Below are 17107 nucleotides of genomic sequence, written 5' to 3' on the forward strand. Positions count from 1 at the left end.
CGGGGCTCAGTAGCCGCTGAAGGCGTCGGTCGTCAGCGACTTCGCGTGGTCGATCGCCGGCGCGAGATCGGCGATGAGGGCTGCAGGCCCCGAGACGAGCACATGCCGCTCACGCAGATCGGGCACATGCTCGTGCAGGGCGGTGGCGTCGATGCGTGCACCGCCCGCCCACACCCAGTTCGCCGGCAGGTCGGCGGGCTCGTCGCGGGTGAAGACGACGACGGGGATGCCGGCATCCTCGATCTCGCTCCGATACGCGAGCTCCGACGCCTGCGACGCGACGTAGACGAGGACGATGTCGCGGCGTGCGCCGATGCTCCGCAGGTGGCGCAGGTGCGAGACGAACGGCGTCACCCCGATGCCCGCGGCGACGAGCAGGATACGGCTGTCGGGGTTCCGCGGCAGGAGGAAATCGCCCCAGACGCCGGTGACGGCAAGGGTGTCGCCGACCGACCGCGCGGCGAGCGCGCGCTTGTAGCTCGACTGGGGGCCCGTACCCTCGCGGAAGGCGATGCGGACGGACGGCAGGTCCTCCGGAGCGGAGACGATCGAGAACTCGCGCCGAGTGCCGCGTGCATCCGCCTTGCGATGCGGGACCTCGAGCTCGAGATACTGGCCGGGCAGGAACGAGAGCCTGCGCTTGGTGCGGAATGTGAGTTCCTGCGTCGTCGGCGTCGGGGAGGAGCGGCCCTCGAGGACCAGGCGCACGGCCGACCGCACGGAGAACGCGAAGGCCACCGCGTTCCCGATGAGAAGGGCCCACTCCTGGTCGAGTGTGAGCGCGCCGAGGGAGATCGCGCCGAGGTCGATCGGCCAGCCGGCCAGGACGCCGACGATCGCAGCCACGGTCAGCGCCTGCCAGCGTCGCGGCGGCTGCGTCAGGGGCTCGGACACCATGAACGCGCCGAGGAAGAGGAACGGCGACGCCCACAGCTGCTGGGCGATGACGTCGCCGATCGAGAGCGCGAACCCGCCCTGCTGCGTCTGCACGATCGTCCGGACGACGGCCACGACCACCGCGATCACCCAGAACACCGCGGCGACACGCAGCTTCTCGGCGCGGACGAGCACGACGAGGCCGAGCAGCAGCACGACGGGACCGAGGGCCGGCGTGCCGACCCACCAGGACGGTCCACCCAGCGCGTAGGCGCCGCTGATGCCGACGATGAGGGCGACGACGGCCGCGCCGACGGCCGCGGGGTTGAAGATGTGCCGCCCGCGATACGCGAGGAGGTACTTCGATCCGGATGCCGCGACCCCGGCGATCACGAGACCCACGATGCCGAGCGGGTCGGCTGCGGGACGCAGGACGAACAGCAGGATCCCGGTCGTGATCAGCGAGGACTCGAGCCGCCACGGCAGCCGCAGGAGCGCCTGGGCGCCCGCATCCACCGCCGCGCACACGACGGCGAGGACGGCGGCCGTCACGAGCAGCTCGACGGGACTCGGCGCCACGAGACCGGCGAACGAGAGCCCGAAGGCGACCACGGCGAGCAGGGCCAGCGCCAGGAAGGCCGTGCGGTACATCGACACGCGGCCCAGCAGCGCGAACAGGCGACTCCAGGCGGACGTGAGAGCAGAGATCACATGAACAACTCTGCCCTAAGGGCGCGCGACCGCTCGACGCGGCCGACCGTGGTCATGCGCACACGCTTCACGCCCCAGCGCGCGGTGCGACTCAGGCCGCGCCGTCGAACATGCTGGTGACCGAGCCGTCCTCGAAGACCTCGTGGATGGCGCGGGCCAGCAACGGCGCGATGGGCAGCACGGTCAGCCCCGGGAAGCGCTTGGCCGGCGGCAGCGGGATCGTGTCGGTGACGACCACCTCGTCGATCGCGGAATCCTGCAGCCGCTCCGGAGCGGGGTCGCTGAAGACGGCATGCGTGGCCGCGACGATGACGCGCTCGGCTCCGTTCGCCTTCAGGGCCTGCGCCGCCTTCACGATCGTGCCGCCGGTGTCGATCATGTCGTCGACCAGCAGACAGACGCGTCCGTCCACGGCACCGACGATCTCATTGACCGTGACCTGATTGGCCACCTTCGGATCGCGCCGCTTGTGGATGATGGCGAGCGGGGCGCCCAGGCTGTCCGACCACTGGTCGGCCACCCGGACCCGGCCCGTGTCGGGCGAGACGACCGTGAGCTTTGCGCGGTCCTCGGGCGTGAGGGTGCGCTCGAAGTACTCGAGCAGCACGGGCTTGGCGAACAGATGGTCGACCGGGCCGTCGAAGAATCCCTGGATCTGGGCCGCGTGCAGGTCGACGCTCATGACGCGGTCGGCGCCGGCGGTCTTGAACAGGTCCGCGACGAGCCGCGCGCTGATCGGCTCGCGCCCGCGACCCTTCTTGTCCTGGCGCGAGTACGGGAAGTACGGCGCGACGACCGTGATGCGCTTGGCCGACGCGCGCTTGGCCGCGTCGAGCATGATGAGCGTCTCCATCATCCACTCGTTGACCGGGGGCCCGAAGGTCTGGATGAGGAACAGGTCGCAGCCGCGGATCGAGACCTCGAACCGCGTCAGGATCTCGCCCGACGCGAACGTCCGGTACTCGGTCGGCACGAGCTCCGTCTTCAGGTGCTCGGCGACCTGGGCCGCAAGCTCCGGGTGGGAGCTGCCCCGTGCGACGACGAGACGCTTCTTCGTCTTGGCGACGAGGCCGGGGGCGATGTCGTTCGCCCGATCGAGTTCAACGGTCTTCGTCTTGCGCGCCATCGTCCGCCTTCTGTGCGCCGCGGGCTCGGGCGGCGACGTCCGCCGCCCCGGTTCCCGCTCGGTTCTTCTCGACCCAACCCTCGATGTTGCGCTGAGGGGCGACGCTCACGGCGAGGGCACCGGCCGGGACGTCCTTGCGGATGACAGCGCCGGCCCCCGTCTTCGCGCCGTCTCCGATCCTAACGGGCGCGACGAAGACCGTGTGAGACCCCGAGTGCACCTCGTCGCCGATCTGCGTGCGGTGCTTGTTCACGTCGTCGTAGTTCGCGGTGATCGCACCGGCGCCGAGGTTCACGTGGCGCCCGATCGTCGCGTCCCCCACGTAGGAGAGGTGCGGCACCTTGCTGCCTTCTCCGATCACCGCGTTCTTGGTCTCGACGAAAGTGCCGATCTTGCCGTTCTCGCCCAGCACGGTGCCCGGCCGCAGGTAGGACCACGGCCCGACCGTCGCTCCCGCACCGATCACCGCGAGCGTGGCATCCGACCGGCGCACCGTGGCGTTCTCGCCGACCTCGCAGTCGACGAGGCTCGTGTCCGGCCCGATGACCGCACCGGTCGCGACGGTCGTCGCACGGAGGATCTGGGTGTTGGGCAGGAGCGTGACATCCGGGGCCAGCGTCGCCGTGACGTCGATCCACGTCGTCGCGGGGTCGAGCACGGACACTCCGGCGAGCTGCCACGAGCGGACGGTGCGGGCGTTGAGCGTGCGGGCCGCCTCGGACAGCTGCACGCGGTCGTTGACGCCGAGCGCCGTCGCCGCGTCGTCGGCGACGCTCGCCGCGACGGGCAGGGATGCCGACCGGAACAGGCTGACGACGTCGGTGAGGTACTTCTCCCCCTGCGCGTTCGCGGTCCCGACCGAGCCGAGGTGGGTGCGCAGGTGCTCGGCGCGGAAGACGTAGACGCCGGCGTTGATCTCGCAGACGGCGGCCTCGTCGGCCGACGCATCCTTCTGCTCGACGATGCGCGAGACCGAGCCGTCGGACCCGCGGATGACGCGGCCGTACCCGGTGGGATCGTCGACGACCGCGCTCAGGAGCGTGACGGCGGCGCCGCTGGCGCGATGGGTGCGCACGAGCTCGGCGAGTGTCTCCGCCTCGAGGAGCGGCACGTCGCCGCTCAGCACGAGGACGTCGCCGCCGAATCCGGCTCCGCTGATTCCGTCCAGGCGCGCCAGCGCCACCTCGACCGCGCGGCCCGTGCCGGGGACCTCGTCCTGGTCGACGATCACGGCGGCGGGCTCCGCATCCCGCACCGCCGCCGCCACCAGGTCGCGCTCGTGGCGGACCACCACCGCGATCGACTCGGGATCGAGCCGCCGTGCCGTCGTCAGGACGTGCCCGACGAGCGTGCGTCCGCCGATCGAGTGCACGACCTTGGGAGTGGCGGATTTCATGCGCGTGCCCTGGCCTGCGGCGAGGACGACGACCGCCAGTTGTGTGCTGCTCATGCTCCGCCGCCAGGATTCGAACCTGGGCCTCACAGCTCCAAAGGCTGTCGTGCTGCCGTTACACCACGGCGGACCGGTCCCGTCGGACCGCACTCAAGTCTGCCAGGCCTCGACGCCGATGCTGTCCAGGGCTGCGACTGCGCCCGCGATAATGGGACGCGTGGCGCAAGAATCCGACGAGGTCGATCGCATCGTCGGCGCGTGGCTGCGCCAGCGGCCCGATCTCGACTTCTCGCCGCTCGAAGTGCTCTCCCGCGTCGACCGGCTGTCTCGGCACCTCGACCGCGCCCGACGCGAGGCCTTCCGCCGCAGCGACCTCGAGCCGTGGGAGTGGGACGTGCTGTCCGCTCTGCGCCGTGCGGGCGAGCCGTACCAGCTCAGTCCCAAGCAGCTGCTGCAGCAGACGCTCGTCTCGAGCGGCACGATGACGAACCGCATCGACCGGCTGGTCGGCCGCAGGCTCGTGCGCCGGGAGGCCGACCCGGACGACGGGCGCAGCATCCTGGTCACTCTCACCGCGGACGGGCGCACGCGCGTGGATGCCGCCATCACGCGGCTCGTGGATGCCGAGGCCGTGCTGCTCGACAGCCTCTCGCGCGCCGATCGCGAGCGCCTCGCGGGCCTGCTGCGCAAGCTCAGCCTCGGCTTCGACGCCTGACCTGTTCGGAGCCGCTCCCGTGCGGCAGAGTGATGTCACACGGCGAAGTGGACGTCGCATCCGAATGAAGGAGGCCGCCATGGGGGCGCACCCGCTGGATTCTCTGACCGGTGAGGAGTTCTCGCGGACCGCCGCGATCCTCACCCGGGAGCACGGCATCGATGCCGGGTGGCGCTACGCCTCGATCATGCTGCAGGAGCCGCCCAAGGCCGTCGTCAAGGCGTGGCGCGAGGGCGACCCCATCGTCCGCCGCGCGTTCGCGGTGCTGTGGAACAAGCAGTCGAACGAGGTCTACGAGGCGGTCGTGGACCTCACGGGGGACGTCGTGGAGTCCTGGACGCACGTCCCCGGGGTGACGCCGAACTTCACCCTCGACGAGTACCACGACGTCGACCACGCGATGAAGGTGCACGACGACGTGGCGGCGGCCCTCGCGCGCCGCGGCATCCACGACATGGATGCCGTCCTCTTCGACGTGTGGACATACGGGGGCGCCGTCCTGCCCGCCCAGTGGCGCGACCGGCGCCTGGGCTGGGTGGACATCTGGATGCGGGCCATGCCGGGCGGAAACCCGTACGCGCACCCCGTCAGCGGCCTGAAGATCATCGTCGACATGAACACGCTCGAGGTGCTCGAGATCGAGGACGACCATGACGACGGGTTCCCGGAGGTCGACGGGGAATACGTCCCCGAGCTGCGCGGCACCGAGCCGCGCACGGATCTCCGGCCGCTCGAGGTGGTCCAGCCCGAAGGTGTCTCGTTCGAGATCGACGGGAGTCGCATCCGCTGGCAGAACTGGGAGTTCCGGGTCGGCTTCAACTACCGCGAAGGCCCCGTGATCTACCAGGTGTCGTTCGACGACGCGGGGTCGCGGCGCGATGTCGCGTACCGCCTGTCGTTCGCCGAGATGATCGTGCCCTACCGCGACTCGAGCTTCGACCACTATCGCCGCACGGCGTACGACATCGGCGAGTGGGGGCTCGGCTACATGTGCACGTCGCTGGAACTCTGCTGCGACTGCCTCGGCGAGATCCGGTACCTCGACGCCGTGCTGCCCGATACCGCCGGCCGGCCGTGGACCATCGCGAACGCCGTCTGCCTGCACGAGGAGGACAACGCCGTTCTCTGGAAGCACGTCGACCCCGACACCGGCGCCGAGGTGCGACGGCAGCGGCGCTTCGTCCTGTCCGCGCACGCCACGGTCGCGAACTACGAGTACCTCGTCTACTGGCGCTTCTATCAGGACGGGAACATCGAGTGCGAGGTGCGGGCCACCGGCATCATGGTGTCCACCCCGATGGCGCAGGACGACGACAGCAGCCTGACCGGCACGACGATCGACCGCCGGACGTACGCGCCGTTCCACCAGCACTTCCTCATCGCCCGTCTCGACCTCGACATCGACGGGGAGCGCAACACCCTCGTCGAGTCGGACTCCGTGCCCGCACCTGTCAGCTCGTCGAACCCGCTCGGGCTGGACCTGCACACGGCGGGCACCATCGTGGAGTCCGAGGCCGAGTCCGGCCGCACGTACTCGTGGGAGCGGCAGCGCACGTGGAAGATGACCAACCCGGGCAAGCTCAACGCGTGGGGCTCCCCCGTCGCGTACAAGCTCGTGCCCTCGGCATCCATCCCCGCCATGTTCGACGAGTCCTCGCCGATCCTCACGCGCAACCCGGTCATCGGGAGCACGCTCTGGGTGACGCGCCACCACGACACGGAGATGTGGCCCGCGGGCGACTACCCGACGCAGTCCGTGGACGACAGCCACAACGGCATGAGCGCCTGGATCGCCGACGACGAGAGCCTCCTCGACGAAGACCTCGTGCTCTGGTACGTCTTCGGCATCCACCACATCACGCGCGTCGAGGACTGGCCCATCATGCCGGCCGACACCGTCTCGTTCTGGCTCAAGCCGTTCGGCTTCTTCGACCGGAATCCCTCGCTGGATGCGCCGCGTCCGGCGGATCACTGCACTCCCACGGGGTCCGCGGAGCACCACGGGCACGAGCAGCACGACCACCACTGAGCGGGCGCCCGTCAGGACGCCCGGATCGATCACGGTGTGGACGAATTTGAAGTATCAGAATCATTTCTAATCGACTACCGTGTCACACATGGACGACATCGCCGATCGCACCGACATCGAGCGGCTGATCGTCGCGTTCTACACCACGGCGTTCGCCGACCCGCTGATCGGCCCGATCTTCACCGACGTGGCCCACCTCGACCTCGACCGGCACCTGCCGATCATGGCCGACTTCTGGGAGACGGTGCTGCTGCGCGCCGGCACCTATCGGCGCAACGCGCTGCAGCTGCACCAGCTGCTGCACGCGCGGCATCCGCTCGCGGCACGCCACTTCGCGCGCTGGCTCGAGATCTGGACGGCGACCGTCGACGACCGGTTCGCGGGAGAAGTCGCCGAGCGCGCGAAGGTGCAGGCCGCTCGCATCGCCGGGTCGATCGAGCGGCGGCTCGCAGGCGGCAGCGGAAGCGAGCTCGTGACACTGACCCGACGCCCGGAGTCGTCGTGATCGACGCCACCCGCGACCGGGTGGCGCGGCTTCTCGCGGAGGCGGACGGGGCGATGGATGCGGCAGCCGTCGCCGCGGCGGTCGGCATCCACGTGACCACCGCGCGGTTCCACCTCGACCGCCTCGTCGACGCCGGCCAGGCCCTGCGGGCGCCGATGGCCGAAGGGATGCGCGGGCGGCCTCGCGTCGGCTACTCCCCCGCCGCGGCCATGCGGACCGAGCCGTCGCGTGCGGCGATGGTGGCGGCACTCGCCGGGGCGCTGGCGGACGATCCCGACGGGCCCGTCCGCGCACGCGCGGCCGGGCGGGCCTGGGCCGCCACGCTCGGCGGGGCACCCGAGCTCGTCGACGTGCTGGAGCGCCTCGGGTTCGCGCCGGAGTCGGACGGCGACGGCATCCGTCTGCGCGCCTGTCCGTTCCTGGATGCGGCACGCATCCACCCCGGAATCGTGTGCCAGGTGCACCGCGGGATCATCGAGCGGGTCGTGGGCGACGCCGCGGCCGACGTGCGGCTCATCCCCTTCGAGGGCACGCGCGGCTGCCTCGTCGCGCTGCCGATGAGCTGATCGCCTCGCCGAACGGGTGCGGAGCGAACGTCAGCCGAGCTGCTCGCCGAGCTCGAGCCAGCGGTCCTCGAGTTCGAGGAGCTCGGTCTCGAGCGCACCGATGCCGGCCATCTTCTCGCCGAGACCGACGTAGTCGGACTGGTCGTGCTCGGCGAGGGCCGTGCGGTCGGCGTCGATCTGCTGCTGCACGCGGGCCATGCGCCGCTCGATCGCGGCGAGCTCCTTGTCGGCCGCGCGGCGCTCGGCGCCCTGGAGGCCGGCGGAGGCCGGCGCGGCCGCGGCCGGCGCGGCGGCCGGAGGCTGGTTCAGCGCCCGGCTCCGCAGGCGGAGGTACTCGTCGATGCCGCCGGGCAGGTGCCGCAGGCGCCCGTCCAGGATGGCGTACTGCTGGTCGGTGACGCGCTCGATGAAGTAGCGATCGTGCGAGACGACGAGCAGCGTCCCCGACCACGAGTCCAGCAGATCCTCGAGCGCCGCGAGCATGTCGGTGTCGAGGTCGTTCGTCGGCTCGTCGAGGATCAGCACATTGGGCTGGTCGAGCAGGATGAGCAGCAGCTGGAGCCGCCGCCGCTGGCCGCCGGAGAGGTCCTTCACCGGCGTCGAGAGCTGGGTGCTCGAAAAGCCCAGGCGCTCGAGCAGCTGGCCCGGGGTGAGCTCCTGCGCCTTGGATCCGGTGCCGATCGTGTAGCTCGTGCGCAGGCGCTCGATCACGACCCGCACGGGATCGTCCAGGTGCTCGTCCAGCTCGGAGAGCCGCTGCGTCAACGTGGCGACGTGGACGGTCTTGCCGCGCTTCACGCGACCCTCGGTCGGCTCCACCGATCCGTCGACGAGGCCCAGGAGCGTCGACTTGCCGGCGCCGTTCACCCCGAGGATGCCGGTGCGCTCGCCCGGAGCGATGCGCCACTCGATGCGGTGCAGCACCTCCCGGCCGTCGTACGCGACCGAGGCGTCGAGGAGGTCGACGACATCCTTGCCCAGCCGCGTCACCGCGAGCGACTGCAGCGCCACCTTGTTGCGGATCTCGGGCACATCCTCGATGAGGGCGTTGGCCGCGTCGATCCGGAACTTCGGCTTGCTCGTGCGGGCGGGCGCCCCGCGGCGCAGCCACGCGAGCTCCTTCCGGGCGAGGTTCTGCCGTCGGGCCTCGCTGGCCGCCGCCATCCGGTCGCGCTCGACGCGCTGCAGGATGTACGCCGCGTAGCCGCCCTCGAAGGGCTCGACGATGCGGTCGTGCACCTCCCAGGTCGCATTGCAGACCTCGTCGAGGAACCACCGGTCGTGCGTGACGACGAGCAGCGCCCCCGCGTTCGGCGCCCAGCGGCGCTTCAGATGCTCCGCGAGCCAGGCGATGGCCTCGACATCGAGGTGGTTGGTGGGCTCGTCGAGGAACAGGATGTCCCAGTCGCCCGCCAGGAGCGCCGCGAGGGCGACCCGGCGTCGCTGCCCTCCGGAGAGCGCGGCGAGACGGGCGTCCCAGTCGAGATCCGCGACGAGACCTGCGATGACGTCCCGCACCCGAGCGTCGCCCGCCCATTCATGCTCGGCGAGGTCGCCGACGATCGTCGCGCCGACGGTGGCGTCGTCATCCAGTGTGTCCGCCTGGTCGAGCACGCCGATGTGGACGCCGCCGCGCATGGTCACGCGGCCGGTGTCGGGACTGCGCAGGCCCGCCAACATCCCGAGCAGACTCGACTTGCCGTCGCCGTTGCGGCCGACGATGCCGATGCGGTCGCCCTCCTCGACGCCGAGCGTGACAGAGTCGAAGACCACGCGGGTCGGGTACTCGAGGTGCAGGGCCTCGGCCCCGAGAAGATGCGCCATGTTCCTACCAGGGTAGGCGACGCCCGCACCGCTCGACGCGGTGGACGAACCTTCCGTGGGCCGGAGCTGTGTTCCTCAGCGGACGCGGGCGCCGGGTACCGGACCGTGCACGTGCAGCGCCTCGTGACCCTCGGCGCTCAGCACGACCTGCAGGTCGATGGCGGACTCCTCGTTCTCGGCGAGGAACGCGAGCGTCGGACCCGAGCCCGACACGATGCCGGCGAGTGCGCCCATCCGCTCGCCGCGCTCGAGGATCGCGCCGAGCGCAGGGCGCATGCGCAGGGCCGCGACCTGCAGGTCGTTGCGCATCGTGGCGGCGAGCGCCGTCGGATCCCCCGCCCGCAGGGCCTGGAGCACCCCGGGATCGACCGTCGGCCGGCGCCGCACGGGGGCGATGTCGGCGGCGTGCAGCTGCCGGTGGCGATCGAGCTCGCGGTAGACGTCGGGTGTCGACAGGCCCTCCCCGCTCGTCACGATCACCCAGTCGAAGCGCCCGCGCGCGAGGGCGGGGCTGAGCTCGTCGCCGCGGCCGGTGCCGACCGCCGTTCCGCCGAGGAGGGCGAACGGGACGTCGGCGCCGAGCCGCGCCGCGAGGGCATGCAGGTCGGCCGAGGGCAGCCCGGTGCCCCACAGCGCGTCGCAGGCGACGAGGGCTGCCGCCGCATCCGCCGATCCGCCGCCCATGCCGCCGGCCACCGGGACGCCCTTGCGGATCTCGAGGTGCACGCCGCCGGGATAGCCGGTCTCCGCGGCGAGCATGCGGGCGGCGCGCACGGCCAGATTGCGGTCGTCGAGCGGCACGCCCGAGACCTCCACCGTTCCCGACACCGAGACGGTGAAGCGGTCGGATGCCTCGGCCCAGACATCCTCGTGCGCGGAGACCGCCTGGTACGCCGAGGCGACATCGTGGTAGCCGTCCTCTTCGAGGTCGCCGACCTCGAAGAACACGTTGATCTTGCCCGGGGCGCGCACGTGCACGCGGTCGGTGGTCGCGGCCTCGCTCACGTCGCCCTCCGTTCCGCGGATGCGAAGAGCGTCGTCACAGCGTCGACGAGACGGCCCAGAGGTCCACGTCGTCCTCGTCGCCGAGGCCGCTCGAGAGCGTGTCGATGCGCTGCAGCTCCTCCGCCGTGAACTCCGGCCCGTCGAGGGCGGCGAGGTTCTCGTCGAGCTGCTGGGTGCGCGAGGCGCCGATGAGCGCCGAAGCCACGACCGGGCTGCGCAGCACCCATTGCAGAGCCATCTGCGCGAGGCTCTGACCGCGCTCGGTGGCGATGACGTCCAGGCCGCGCACGATCGCCAGGCCCTTCTCCGACAGCGGGGAATCCGGCAGGGAGCGGCGCTTCTGCGCGCGATCGGCGGGGCCGCCGGCGAGGTACTTGCCGGTCAGGAGCCCCTGCGCGAGGGGCGTGAACGCGATGGCGCCGAGGCCCTCCTGCTCGAGGACGCCCGTGAGCCCGTCCTCGACCCAGCGGTTCAGGATCGAATACGAGGGCTGGTGGATGACGAGCGGCGTCCCCAGCGAACGGGCGACGGCGACGGCCTCCGCCGTGCGTTCCGCGCTGTACGAGGAGATGCCGACGTAGAGCGCCTTGCCGTGTCGCACCAGCGTGTCGAGCGCGCCGATCGTCTCGGCCACGGGCGTGACGGGGTCGAAGCGGTGGGAGTAGAAGATGTCGACGTAGTCGAGCCCCATCCGCCGCAGCGACTGCTCCGCGCTGGCGAGGATGTACTTGCGCGACCCGTATTCGCCGTACGGGCCGGGCCACATGTCCCAGCCGGCCTTCGACGAGACGATCAGCTCGTCCCGGTACGGGCGGAAGTCCTCCGCGAAGATGCGGCCGAAGTTCTTCTCGGCGGACCCGTAGGGCGGTCCGTAGTTGTTGGCGAGGTCGAAGTGCGTGATGCCGCGGTCGAACGCGTGCCGCAGCAGGGCGCGCTGGTTGTCGAGTGGGAGGTTGTCGCCGAAATTCCACCACAGGCCGAGCGAGATCGCGGGGAGGAAGAGGCCCGAAGAGCCCACTTGACGGAACCGGGCTCTTGCGTACCTGTCGTCGGCTGCGGTATATGGACGATGAAGGTCGGGGATGTCGTGGTGGAACCGCTCGTCGCTCATCGCACCAGGTTATCGAGCGCGTGTGACCACCGCGATGTATCAGGGAACGGGGCCGCCGGCTCTGTGTCTCGAGTACCGCCCCGAGGGACCGGAGGGGACGATGACGAACCACCCGCCTGTGCGGATGCCCGATCGCCGTGTGCTGCGCATCTTCGCGTTCGATCCGATGACCTCCCGCCTGAGCGGCCGTTTCCTCCCTCTCAGCATCCCCTTCGAGGCGGAGCTCGGACCCGGACCCTCCGGCGAGCTCATCCAGGTCGTCGACTACGACTCGGCGCACGACACGTGGTACTCGCCGGTCGACCTGAACGATCCCTTCCTGCTGGCGCAGGACGGCCTGCGCCCCTCGGAGAGCGACCCGCGATCGCACCAGCAGATCGTGTACGCGGTGGCGATGAGTGTGATCGAGCGTTTCCAGCGGTTCACCGGTCGCCGCTTCCGGTGGCAGGGCGACGAGCGCCTCCGCATCGTCCCGCACGCCTTCGAGGGGCGCAACGCCTACTTCGACCCGGAGCGGCGCGCCGTGCTCTTCGGCTGGTTCCGGGCGGACGAGAGCGACACCGAGGCGAACCTGCCCGGCCAGCTCATGTTCACGTGCCTGTCGACGGACATCGTCGCGCACGAGGTGACCCACGCGATCGTGCACCGGGTCCGCGAGATGTTCACGTATCCGACGAACCCGGACGTCTACGCCTTCCACGAGGCGTTCGCCGATCTGATCGCCCTGTTCCATCACTTCCTCTTCCGGGACGTCGTCGAGGCGGCCATCGCCCAGTCCCGCAGCAATCTCGACGACGCGGAGGCGCTGTTCTCCCTCGCCGACGAGTTCGGGCGCGCCACCGGACGCGGCGGTCCGCTGCGCTCGGCGATCGCCGGCGACCGCGCCGGGCCGCCCGACCCGCGCGCCTTCACCCAGTCGACCGAGCCGCACACGCGCGGGGCGATCTTCGTGTCGGCGGTGTTCGACGCGTTCCTCACCACCTATCGCGACCGCATCGCGGACCTGCGGCGGCTGGCGACGGGGGGCTCCGGCATCCTGGGAGACGGTGAGCTGTCGCCGGATCTCGTGCATCGCATCGCGAACGAGGCGACCACCAACGCCGACCGTCTCCTCGGGATGGTCGTGCGCGCCTTCGACTACCTCCCCGCCGTCGACGTCACGTTCGGCGACGTCGTGCGGGCGGTGATCACCGCCGATCGCGATCTGTATCCCGACGACGAGCTGCGGCTGCGGGCTCGGCTCGTGGAGTCCCTGCGGCAGCGCGGGATCTTCCCTCCGGGCGTGTTCTCGCTGGCCGACCAGGCGCTGCTGTGGCAGCCGCCGCAGCAGCCGCTGAGCCTCGCCGAGGGCACGGCGGCGATCGACCTCGGACAGCTCGTGCGCGAGTCGACGGTCAAGCTCGACCAGACGGCCTCCGTCGAGGGCTCCTCCGAGCGCTCGCGGCGCCTGTTCCGGCAGGCGCGAGCGTGGGCGAAGACCCACGCGTACGAGCTCGGGCTCGACCCCGCCGTGGGGGGCATCGAGGCCCACGACATCCACGTGGCCTTCCAGACGGCGGCCGACGGCCAGCCGCGGCCGCGGATCTTCGCCCAGTTCGTGCAGCGGCGCGAGGACCTCGAGAAGAACGACGGGGTCCGCATCCATGCCGGCTGCGCACTCGTCGCGGCGGTCGACGGGACGGTCCAGTACCTGATCTCCAAGCCGCTCCCGTTCACGGACGCCGCCGCCGCACCGGCGCCGGTGCGCGAATTCGTGGGCGAGCAGGATGCCGCCGGCACCTCGCGGCTCGCCGGCATGCAGTCGTGGTTCGAGGCGGTGGCGGAGGCCGACCCCCTCGCACTGTGGCTCGAGGAGCCCGCGATCAACCGGCTCAGCTTCGCCCGCCTGCACGAGGAGGCCGGCGACGACTCGGAGGGGGACGCGTCATGAGCAGCGGCGTCACGGTCCGCATGTACAACCCCGGCTTCGGCGACTGCTTCCGGGTGACCGTCCACGACGATGACGCGACATGGCGCCTGCTCGTCGACTGCGGAGTGCACAGCCACGGGCGGGTGAAGGTCGGCGGGGTGTCGCGGAGCATCGACGAGATCGCGAAGGCCGTCGTCGCCGACCTCAGCGCCGAATGCGGCGGCGCACCCCACCTCGATGTCGTGGTCGCCACGCATCACCACCAGGACCACATCTCGGGCTTCGCGTGCGACGCGTGGGACGGGGTGGACGTCGACGAGGTGTGGGTGTCGTTCGTCGAGGATCCACAGGATGCGGATGCCGCCGCCCTCCGCGACGGCACTGCGAAGGTCGCGAACGGCCTGCGGCTGGCGGCCGAGCACGCGGCGAGCGCCCGCGCCCCCGGCCGGCCCGCCGAGGAGTGGCCCGCCACGCTCGCGCTCGCCCACGACTTCGCCGTCAACTCGTCGCCGAACCAGGAGGCCATGGGCCGGCTGACCTCCGGGCGCTTCCACGGCGCCGCGGCGCACGTCCGCTTCCTTCCCGACAAGGATGCCGCGGCCAACGTCATCCAGGTCGGCCCGCACGCCCGGGTGCACGTCCTCGGTCCGTCGCGCGATCCGGCGGATCTCGCCCGCATGAACCCGCCCGCGGCGGAGCACTGGCTGACCGGATCGGACGGGACGGACGCTGCCGATCCCGACGCCGAGCCGCTCTTCGACGCCCTGTACCGCGTGCCCCGTGCCGAGCTGCGCGAGCGCATCGGCGAGGAGGCCCTGCGCGCCCGCGTCGCGCTGAAGCTCGGAGATCTCGCGTTCGACGACCAGGCGCTGCTGGGAGCGGCATCCCTGCTCGAACGCTCGGTCAACAACACGAGCGTCTTCTTCGTCCTGGAGGTCGCCGGCCACCGCTTCGTCTTCGTGGGCGACTCGCAGGAGGGTGCGTGGGACCACGTGCTCGACGATCCCGCCGCGCTCGCGCTCGTCACCGCCCCGGAGTTCTACAAGGTCGGTCACCACGGCTCGAACAACGCCACGCCCAAGCGGTTCGTCGAGGGCGTGCTGGGCGACGACGCCTACGCGATGATGCCGGTCGGCCTGGTTCCCGAGTGGGCCGACCAGATCCCGTACCCGGCCCTCGTGACGGCGCTGCAGGACCACCACACGCATCTCGTGCGCGCGGATCAGCCCCCGGCGCCCTCGCACGACGGCGACGTGACGGTGAATGTCGATCCGGAAGGCCTGTGGAGCGAGCTCTCGTTCGAATTCGCGTGACGCCGGAGCCTACGGCGCCGGCGTCGCCGGCTGCGGCGTCGGGGTCTGCGGCGTCGGGGTCTGCGGCGTCGGGGTCTGCGGCGCCGCCCAGCCCTCGTCGTACCAGGTCGCCGAGACCGGGATCATCGGGTGGTAGTCGGGCACCGAAGCGATGCGCTCGCGCACGCTCGCGTGGATGCGAGCCTCCGGCGGAATCGGCCGCGGTCGCTTGACGAGGAGCCGCCACACGGGGTTGTCGCGGTGGACCGCTCCGAGCGCGTTGTCGGTCGTGATCTCGGCGAAGCGGGCGTCCGCGGCATCCGTCAGCAGCAGGCCCTCCTCGCGCGCGCCCTCCAGGATCCAGCGCAACGTGATCGCCGACAGCTTCGCGTCGTCCGGGAACGTCCCGCCCACGTCGGAGTGGATGCCGGCGAACCACACTTCCTCGAGATTCGGATGCTCCGGGTCGACGAGGTACTCGCGGAACGGCCGGCGCCATTCGTCGATCGAGACGGCGTGACGGATGCGGGCGGCATTCGGCAGCTTGCGCGTGTACGGCCACTCCGGGGCGAGGCGGGCGACGCCCATCGCCTTCACGGTGTCCCACACACCGAGGTACGTGATCGGCACGGTGCTGTGGCCGTCGACCTGCTGGGCGAACAGGGCGGAGAAGCGGTGGATCTCGTCCCACGGGATCTTCTTCTCGCCACCGCGACGGGCGTACTCGGCGACGGCGTACTGCAGCTGGTTCTCGGAGCCGGGGCGCATGAGGCCGACGAGCCGCAGCATCCCGACGAGCGCGCGGGCGGTGAACGCCCCGCGACTGAACCCGAACACGTAGACGCGATCGCCCGGCTTCCACTCCTGCATGAGCCAGAGGTAGGCGTCGCCGAGGTTCTCGCGCAGGCCGCCGCCCCAGATCAGGCCGCCGAGGCGCGTGAACCAGCGGGCGAACGGCGTCCAGGCGCCGGGAGCGGAGAACGTGCCCACACCGGGGTCGTAGAAGGCGATCTGCTTCGTCTCGTCGGACAGATCCAGCAGCTGGTAGGCGAGCACGCTGTTCGAGTCGCCCGGTCCGCGCACCTGACCTGCGGTTCCGTCCAGGCAGACGACGAGATTCCTCGGCATGGCGACCTCCCCAGGGCGCGCGTCTATGCGGAGCCTACGCGCCTATCGGGAGGAGGTGGGAACGTCCTGCGCTGATACCTCGCGCGCGACGCGCACGTAGTCGTCGATCCCGAGGTCCTCGCCGCGGGCGGTCGGCGCGACTCCCGCCTGCTCCAGAACCATGGATGCTGCGGCCGCCGACCCGCCCAGCACCTGCGACAGCGCCTGCCGCAGCATCTTGCGGCGCTGCTGGAAGGCCGCGTCGACGATGCGGAACGTGCGGGCCCGCAGCTCCTCGTCGCCGCGGGGCTCGGCATCCCGCTCGAATCCGACCAGCACGCTGTCGACGTTCGGAACCGGCCAGAACACCTGGCGCGACACCGTGCCGGCCAGCCGCCACGGTCCGTACCACGCGGCCTTGACGCTCGGTGCCCCATACACCTTCGATCCGGGGGCGGCCGCGAGTCGCTCGCCGACTTCGGCCTGCACCATGACGACCCCGCGCTGCAGGTGCGGAAAGGTCTCGAGGAAGTGCAGCAGCACCGGCACGCTCACGTTGTACGGCAGGTTCGCGACGAGCACCGTGGGCTCGCCCGGAAGCTGCGTGACCCGCAGCGCATCGGCGTCGACGACCGTCAGCGCGCCCGCCGGCACGCCGTGGTCGGCCGCGGTCTGCGGCAGGCGCTCCGCGAGGCGGTGGTCGATCTCGACGGCGGCGACGGATGCGCCGGCCTCCAGGATCGCGAGCGTCAGCGATCCTAATCCCGGTCCCACCTCCACGACGTGCTCCCCCGGCTGCACACCGGCGACGTGCACGATCTTGCGGACGGTGTTGCCGTCGACGACGAAGTTCTGCCCGAGCTTCTTGGTGGGCGTCACGTCGAGCTCGGCCGCGAGGGCGCGGATCTCGGCGGCGCCGAGGAGAGTCACGGGCATGC

General features: G+C 71.0%; 14 protein-coding genes and 1 tRNA gene. 6 read left to right on the top strand and 9 right to left on the bottom strand.

The genetic code is table 11. From position 1 onward, the window contains the following. Window positions 1-6: 6 nt before the first annotated feature. The 4 genes from SM116_RS12505 to SM116_RS12520 all read right to left on the bottom strand — a co-directional run bounded on the left by SM116_RS12505 (window position 7) and on the right by SM116_RS12520 (window position 4236). Window positions 7-1587, bottom strand: coding sequence for an FAD-dependent oxidoreductase (locus SM116_RS12505; protein ID WP_320941308.1), 1581 nt, complete (start codon window positions 1585-1587; stop codon window positions 7-9). A gap of 91 nt (window positions 1588-1678) precedes the next feature. Continuing rightward, on the bottom strand, window positions 1679-2713 hold the full coding sequence (locus tag SM116_RS12510; RefSeq protein WP_320941309.1) for a ribose-phosphate diphosphokinase: 1035 nt from the start codon (window positions 2711-2713) through the stop codon (window positions 1679-1681). After that, window positions 2688-4163: a bifunctional UDP-N-acetylglucosamine diphosphorylase/glucosamine-1-phosphate N-acetyltransferase GlmU gene (gene glmU / locus SM116_RS12515; protein ID WP_320941310.1), complete on the bottom strand. Its 1476-nt coding sequence runs from the start codon at window positions 4161-4163 to the stop codon at window positions 2688-2690. The genes SM116_RS12510 and glmU overlap by 26 nt, the downstream gene beginning before the upstream one ends. A gap of 1 nt (window position 4164) precedes the next feature. Next, window positions 4165-4236, bottom strand: a tRNA-Gln gene (locus SM116_RS12520). A gap of 87 nt (window positions 4237-4323) precedes the next feature. On the opposite strand from SM116_RS12520, the gene SM116_RS12525 reads away from it, so the two are divergent. The 4 genes from SM116_RS12525 (at window position 4324) to SM116_RS12540 (ending at window position 7921) form a co-directional block, all read left to right on the top strand. Next, window positions 4324-4821 (top strand): MarR family winged helix-turn-helix transcriptional regulator, encoded by a 498-nt coding sequence (locus SM116_RS12525; RefSeq protein ID WP_320941311.1) that lies wholly within the window; start codon window positions 4324-4326, stop codon window positions 4819-4821. Between the two features lie 79 nt (window positions 4822-4900). Continuing rightward, on the top strand, window positions 4901-6850 hold the full coding sequence (locus SM116_RS12530) for a primary-amine oxidase (protein ID WP_320941312.1): 1950 nt from the start codon (window positions 4901-4903) through the stop codon (window positions 6848-6850). 88 nt (window positions 6851-6938) lie between these two features. Then, a complete protein-coding gene (locus SM116_RS12535; protein WP_320941313.1) occupies window positions 6939-7355 on the top strand; it encodes a group III truncated hemoglobin in 417 nt (138 codons plus the stop codon). Next, entirely contained in the window at window positions 7352-7921 is a 570-nt protein-coding gene (locus SM116_RS12540; protein ID WP_320941314.1) for a helix-turn-helix domain-containing protein, read from the top strand. The genes SM116_RS12535 and SM116_RS12540 overlap by 4 nt, the downstream gene beginning before the upstream one ends. Window positions 7922-7951: 30 nt before the next feature. Here the strand turns inward: SM116_RS12540 and SM116_RS12545 are convergent, their stop codons facing one another. From SM116_RS12545 to SM116_RS12555, 3 genes are all read right to left on the bottom strand, one after another. Next, a complete protein-coding gene (locus SM116_RS12545; protein ID WP_320941315.1) occupies window positions 7952-9745 on the bottom strand; it encodes an ABC-F family ATP-binding cassette domain-containing protein in 1794 nt (597 codons plus the stop codon). 75 nt (window positions 9746-9820) lie between these two features. Continuing rightward, window positions 9821-10750, bottom strand: a complete 930-nt coding sequence (locus SM116_RS12550; RefSeq protein ID WP_320941316.1) for a 4-(cytidine 5'-diphospho)-2-C-methyl-D-erythritol kinase — start codon at window positions 10748-10750, stop codon at window positions 9821-9823. A 34-nt stretch (window positions 10751-10784) separates the two neighbouring features. Continuing rightward, a complete protein-coding gene (locus SM116_RS12555; RefSeq protein WP_320941317.1) occupies window positions 10785-11861 on the bottom strand; it encodes an aldo/keto reductase in 1077 nt (358 codons plus the stop codon). A 22-nt stretch (window positions 11862-11883) separates the two neighbouring features. Here SM116_RS12555 and SM116_RS12560 point away from each other — a divergent pair, with 22 nt between their 5' ends. Next, window positions 11884-13791: a gluzincin family metallopeptidase gene (locus SM116_RS12560; protein ID WP_320941318.1), complete on the top strand. Its 1908-nt coding sequence runs from the start codon at window positions 11884-11886 to the stop codon at window positions 13789-13791. After that, window positions 13788-15083: a ComEC/Rec2 family competence protein gene (locus SM116_RS12565; protein WP_320941319.1), complete on the top strand. Its 1296-nt coding sequence runs from the start codon at window positions 13788-13790 to the stop codon at window positions 15081-15083. The genes SM116_RS12560 and SM116_RS12565 overlap by 4 nt, the downstream gene beginning before the upstream one ends. A 9-nt stretch (window positions 15084-15092) precedes the next feature. On the opposite strand, the gene SM116_RS12570 is transcribed toward SM116_RS12565, so the two are convergent. Beyond that, window positions 15093-16190 carry a T6SS phospholipase effector Tle1-like catalytic domain-containing protein gene (locus SM116_RS12570; RefSeq protein ID WP_320941320.1) on the bottom strand — a complete coding sequence of 366 codons (1098 nt, stop codon included), beginning with the start codon at window positions 16188-16190 and terminating at the stop codon, window positions 15093-15095. A 42-nt stretch (window positions 16191-16232) separates the two neighbouring features. Next, window positions 16233-17105, bottom strand: coding sequence for a 16S rRNA (adenine(1518)-N(6)/adenine(1519)-N(6))-dimethyltransferase RsmA (gene rsmA, locus SM116_RS12575; protein ID WP_320941321.1), 873 nt, complete (start codon window positions 17103-17105; stop codon window positions 16233-16235). Window positions 17106-17107: the final 2 nt, after the last annotated feature.

The sequence above is a fragment of the Microbacterium rhizosphaerae genome (assembly GCF_034120055.1).
GTDB lineage: Bacteria > Actinomycetota > Actinomycetes > Actinomycetales > Microbacteriaceae > Microbacterium > Microbacterium rhizosphaerae.

Excerpts from the sequence above, each read along its gene's own strand:
- glmU (WP_320941310.1), bottom strand. The coding sequence starts at position 4,163 with ATGAGCAGCACACAACTGGCGGTCGTCGTCCTCGCCGCAGGCCAGGGC.
- SM116_RS12565 (WP_320941319.1), top strand. The coding sequence starts at position 13,788 with ATGAGCAGCGGCGTCACGGTCCGCATGTACAACCCCGGCTTCGGCGAC.
- SM116_RS12545 (WP_320941315.1), bottom strand. The coding sequence starts at position 9,745 with ATGGCGCATCTTCTCGGGGCCGAGGCCCTGCACCTCGAGTACCCGACC.
- SM116_RS12535 (WP_320941313.1), top strand. The coding sequence starts at position 6,939 with ATGGACGACATCGCCGATCGCACCGACATCGAGCGGCTGATCGTCGCG.
- SM116_RS12530 (WP_320941312.1), top strand. The coding sequence starts at position 4,901 with ATGGGGGCGCACCCGCTGGATTCTCTGACCGGTGAGGAGTTCTCGCGG.
- rsmA (WP_320941321.1), bottom strand. The coding sequence starts at position 17,105 with ATGCCCGTGACTCTCCTCGGCGCCGCCGAGATCCGCGCCCTCGCGGCC.
- SM116_RS12510 (WP_320941309.1), bottom strand. The coding sequence starts at position 2,713 with ATGGCGCGCAAGACGAAGACCGTTGAACTCGATCGGGCGAACGACATC.
- SM116_RS12555 (WP_320941317.1), bottom strand. The coding sequence starts at position 11,861 with ATGAGCGACGAGCGGTTCCACCACGACATCCCCGACCTTCATCGTCCA.
- SM116_RS12570 (WP_320941320.1), bottom strand. The coding sequence starts at position 16,190 with ATGCCGAGGAATCTCGTCGTCTGCCTGGACGGAACCGCAGGTCAGGTG.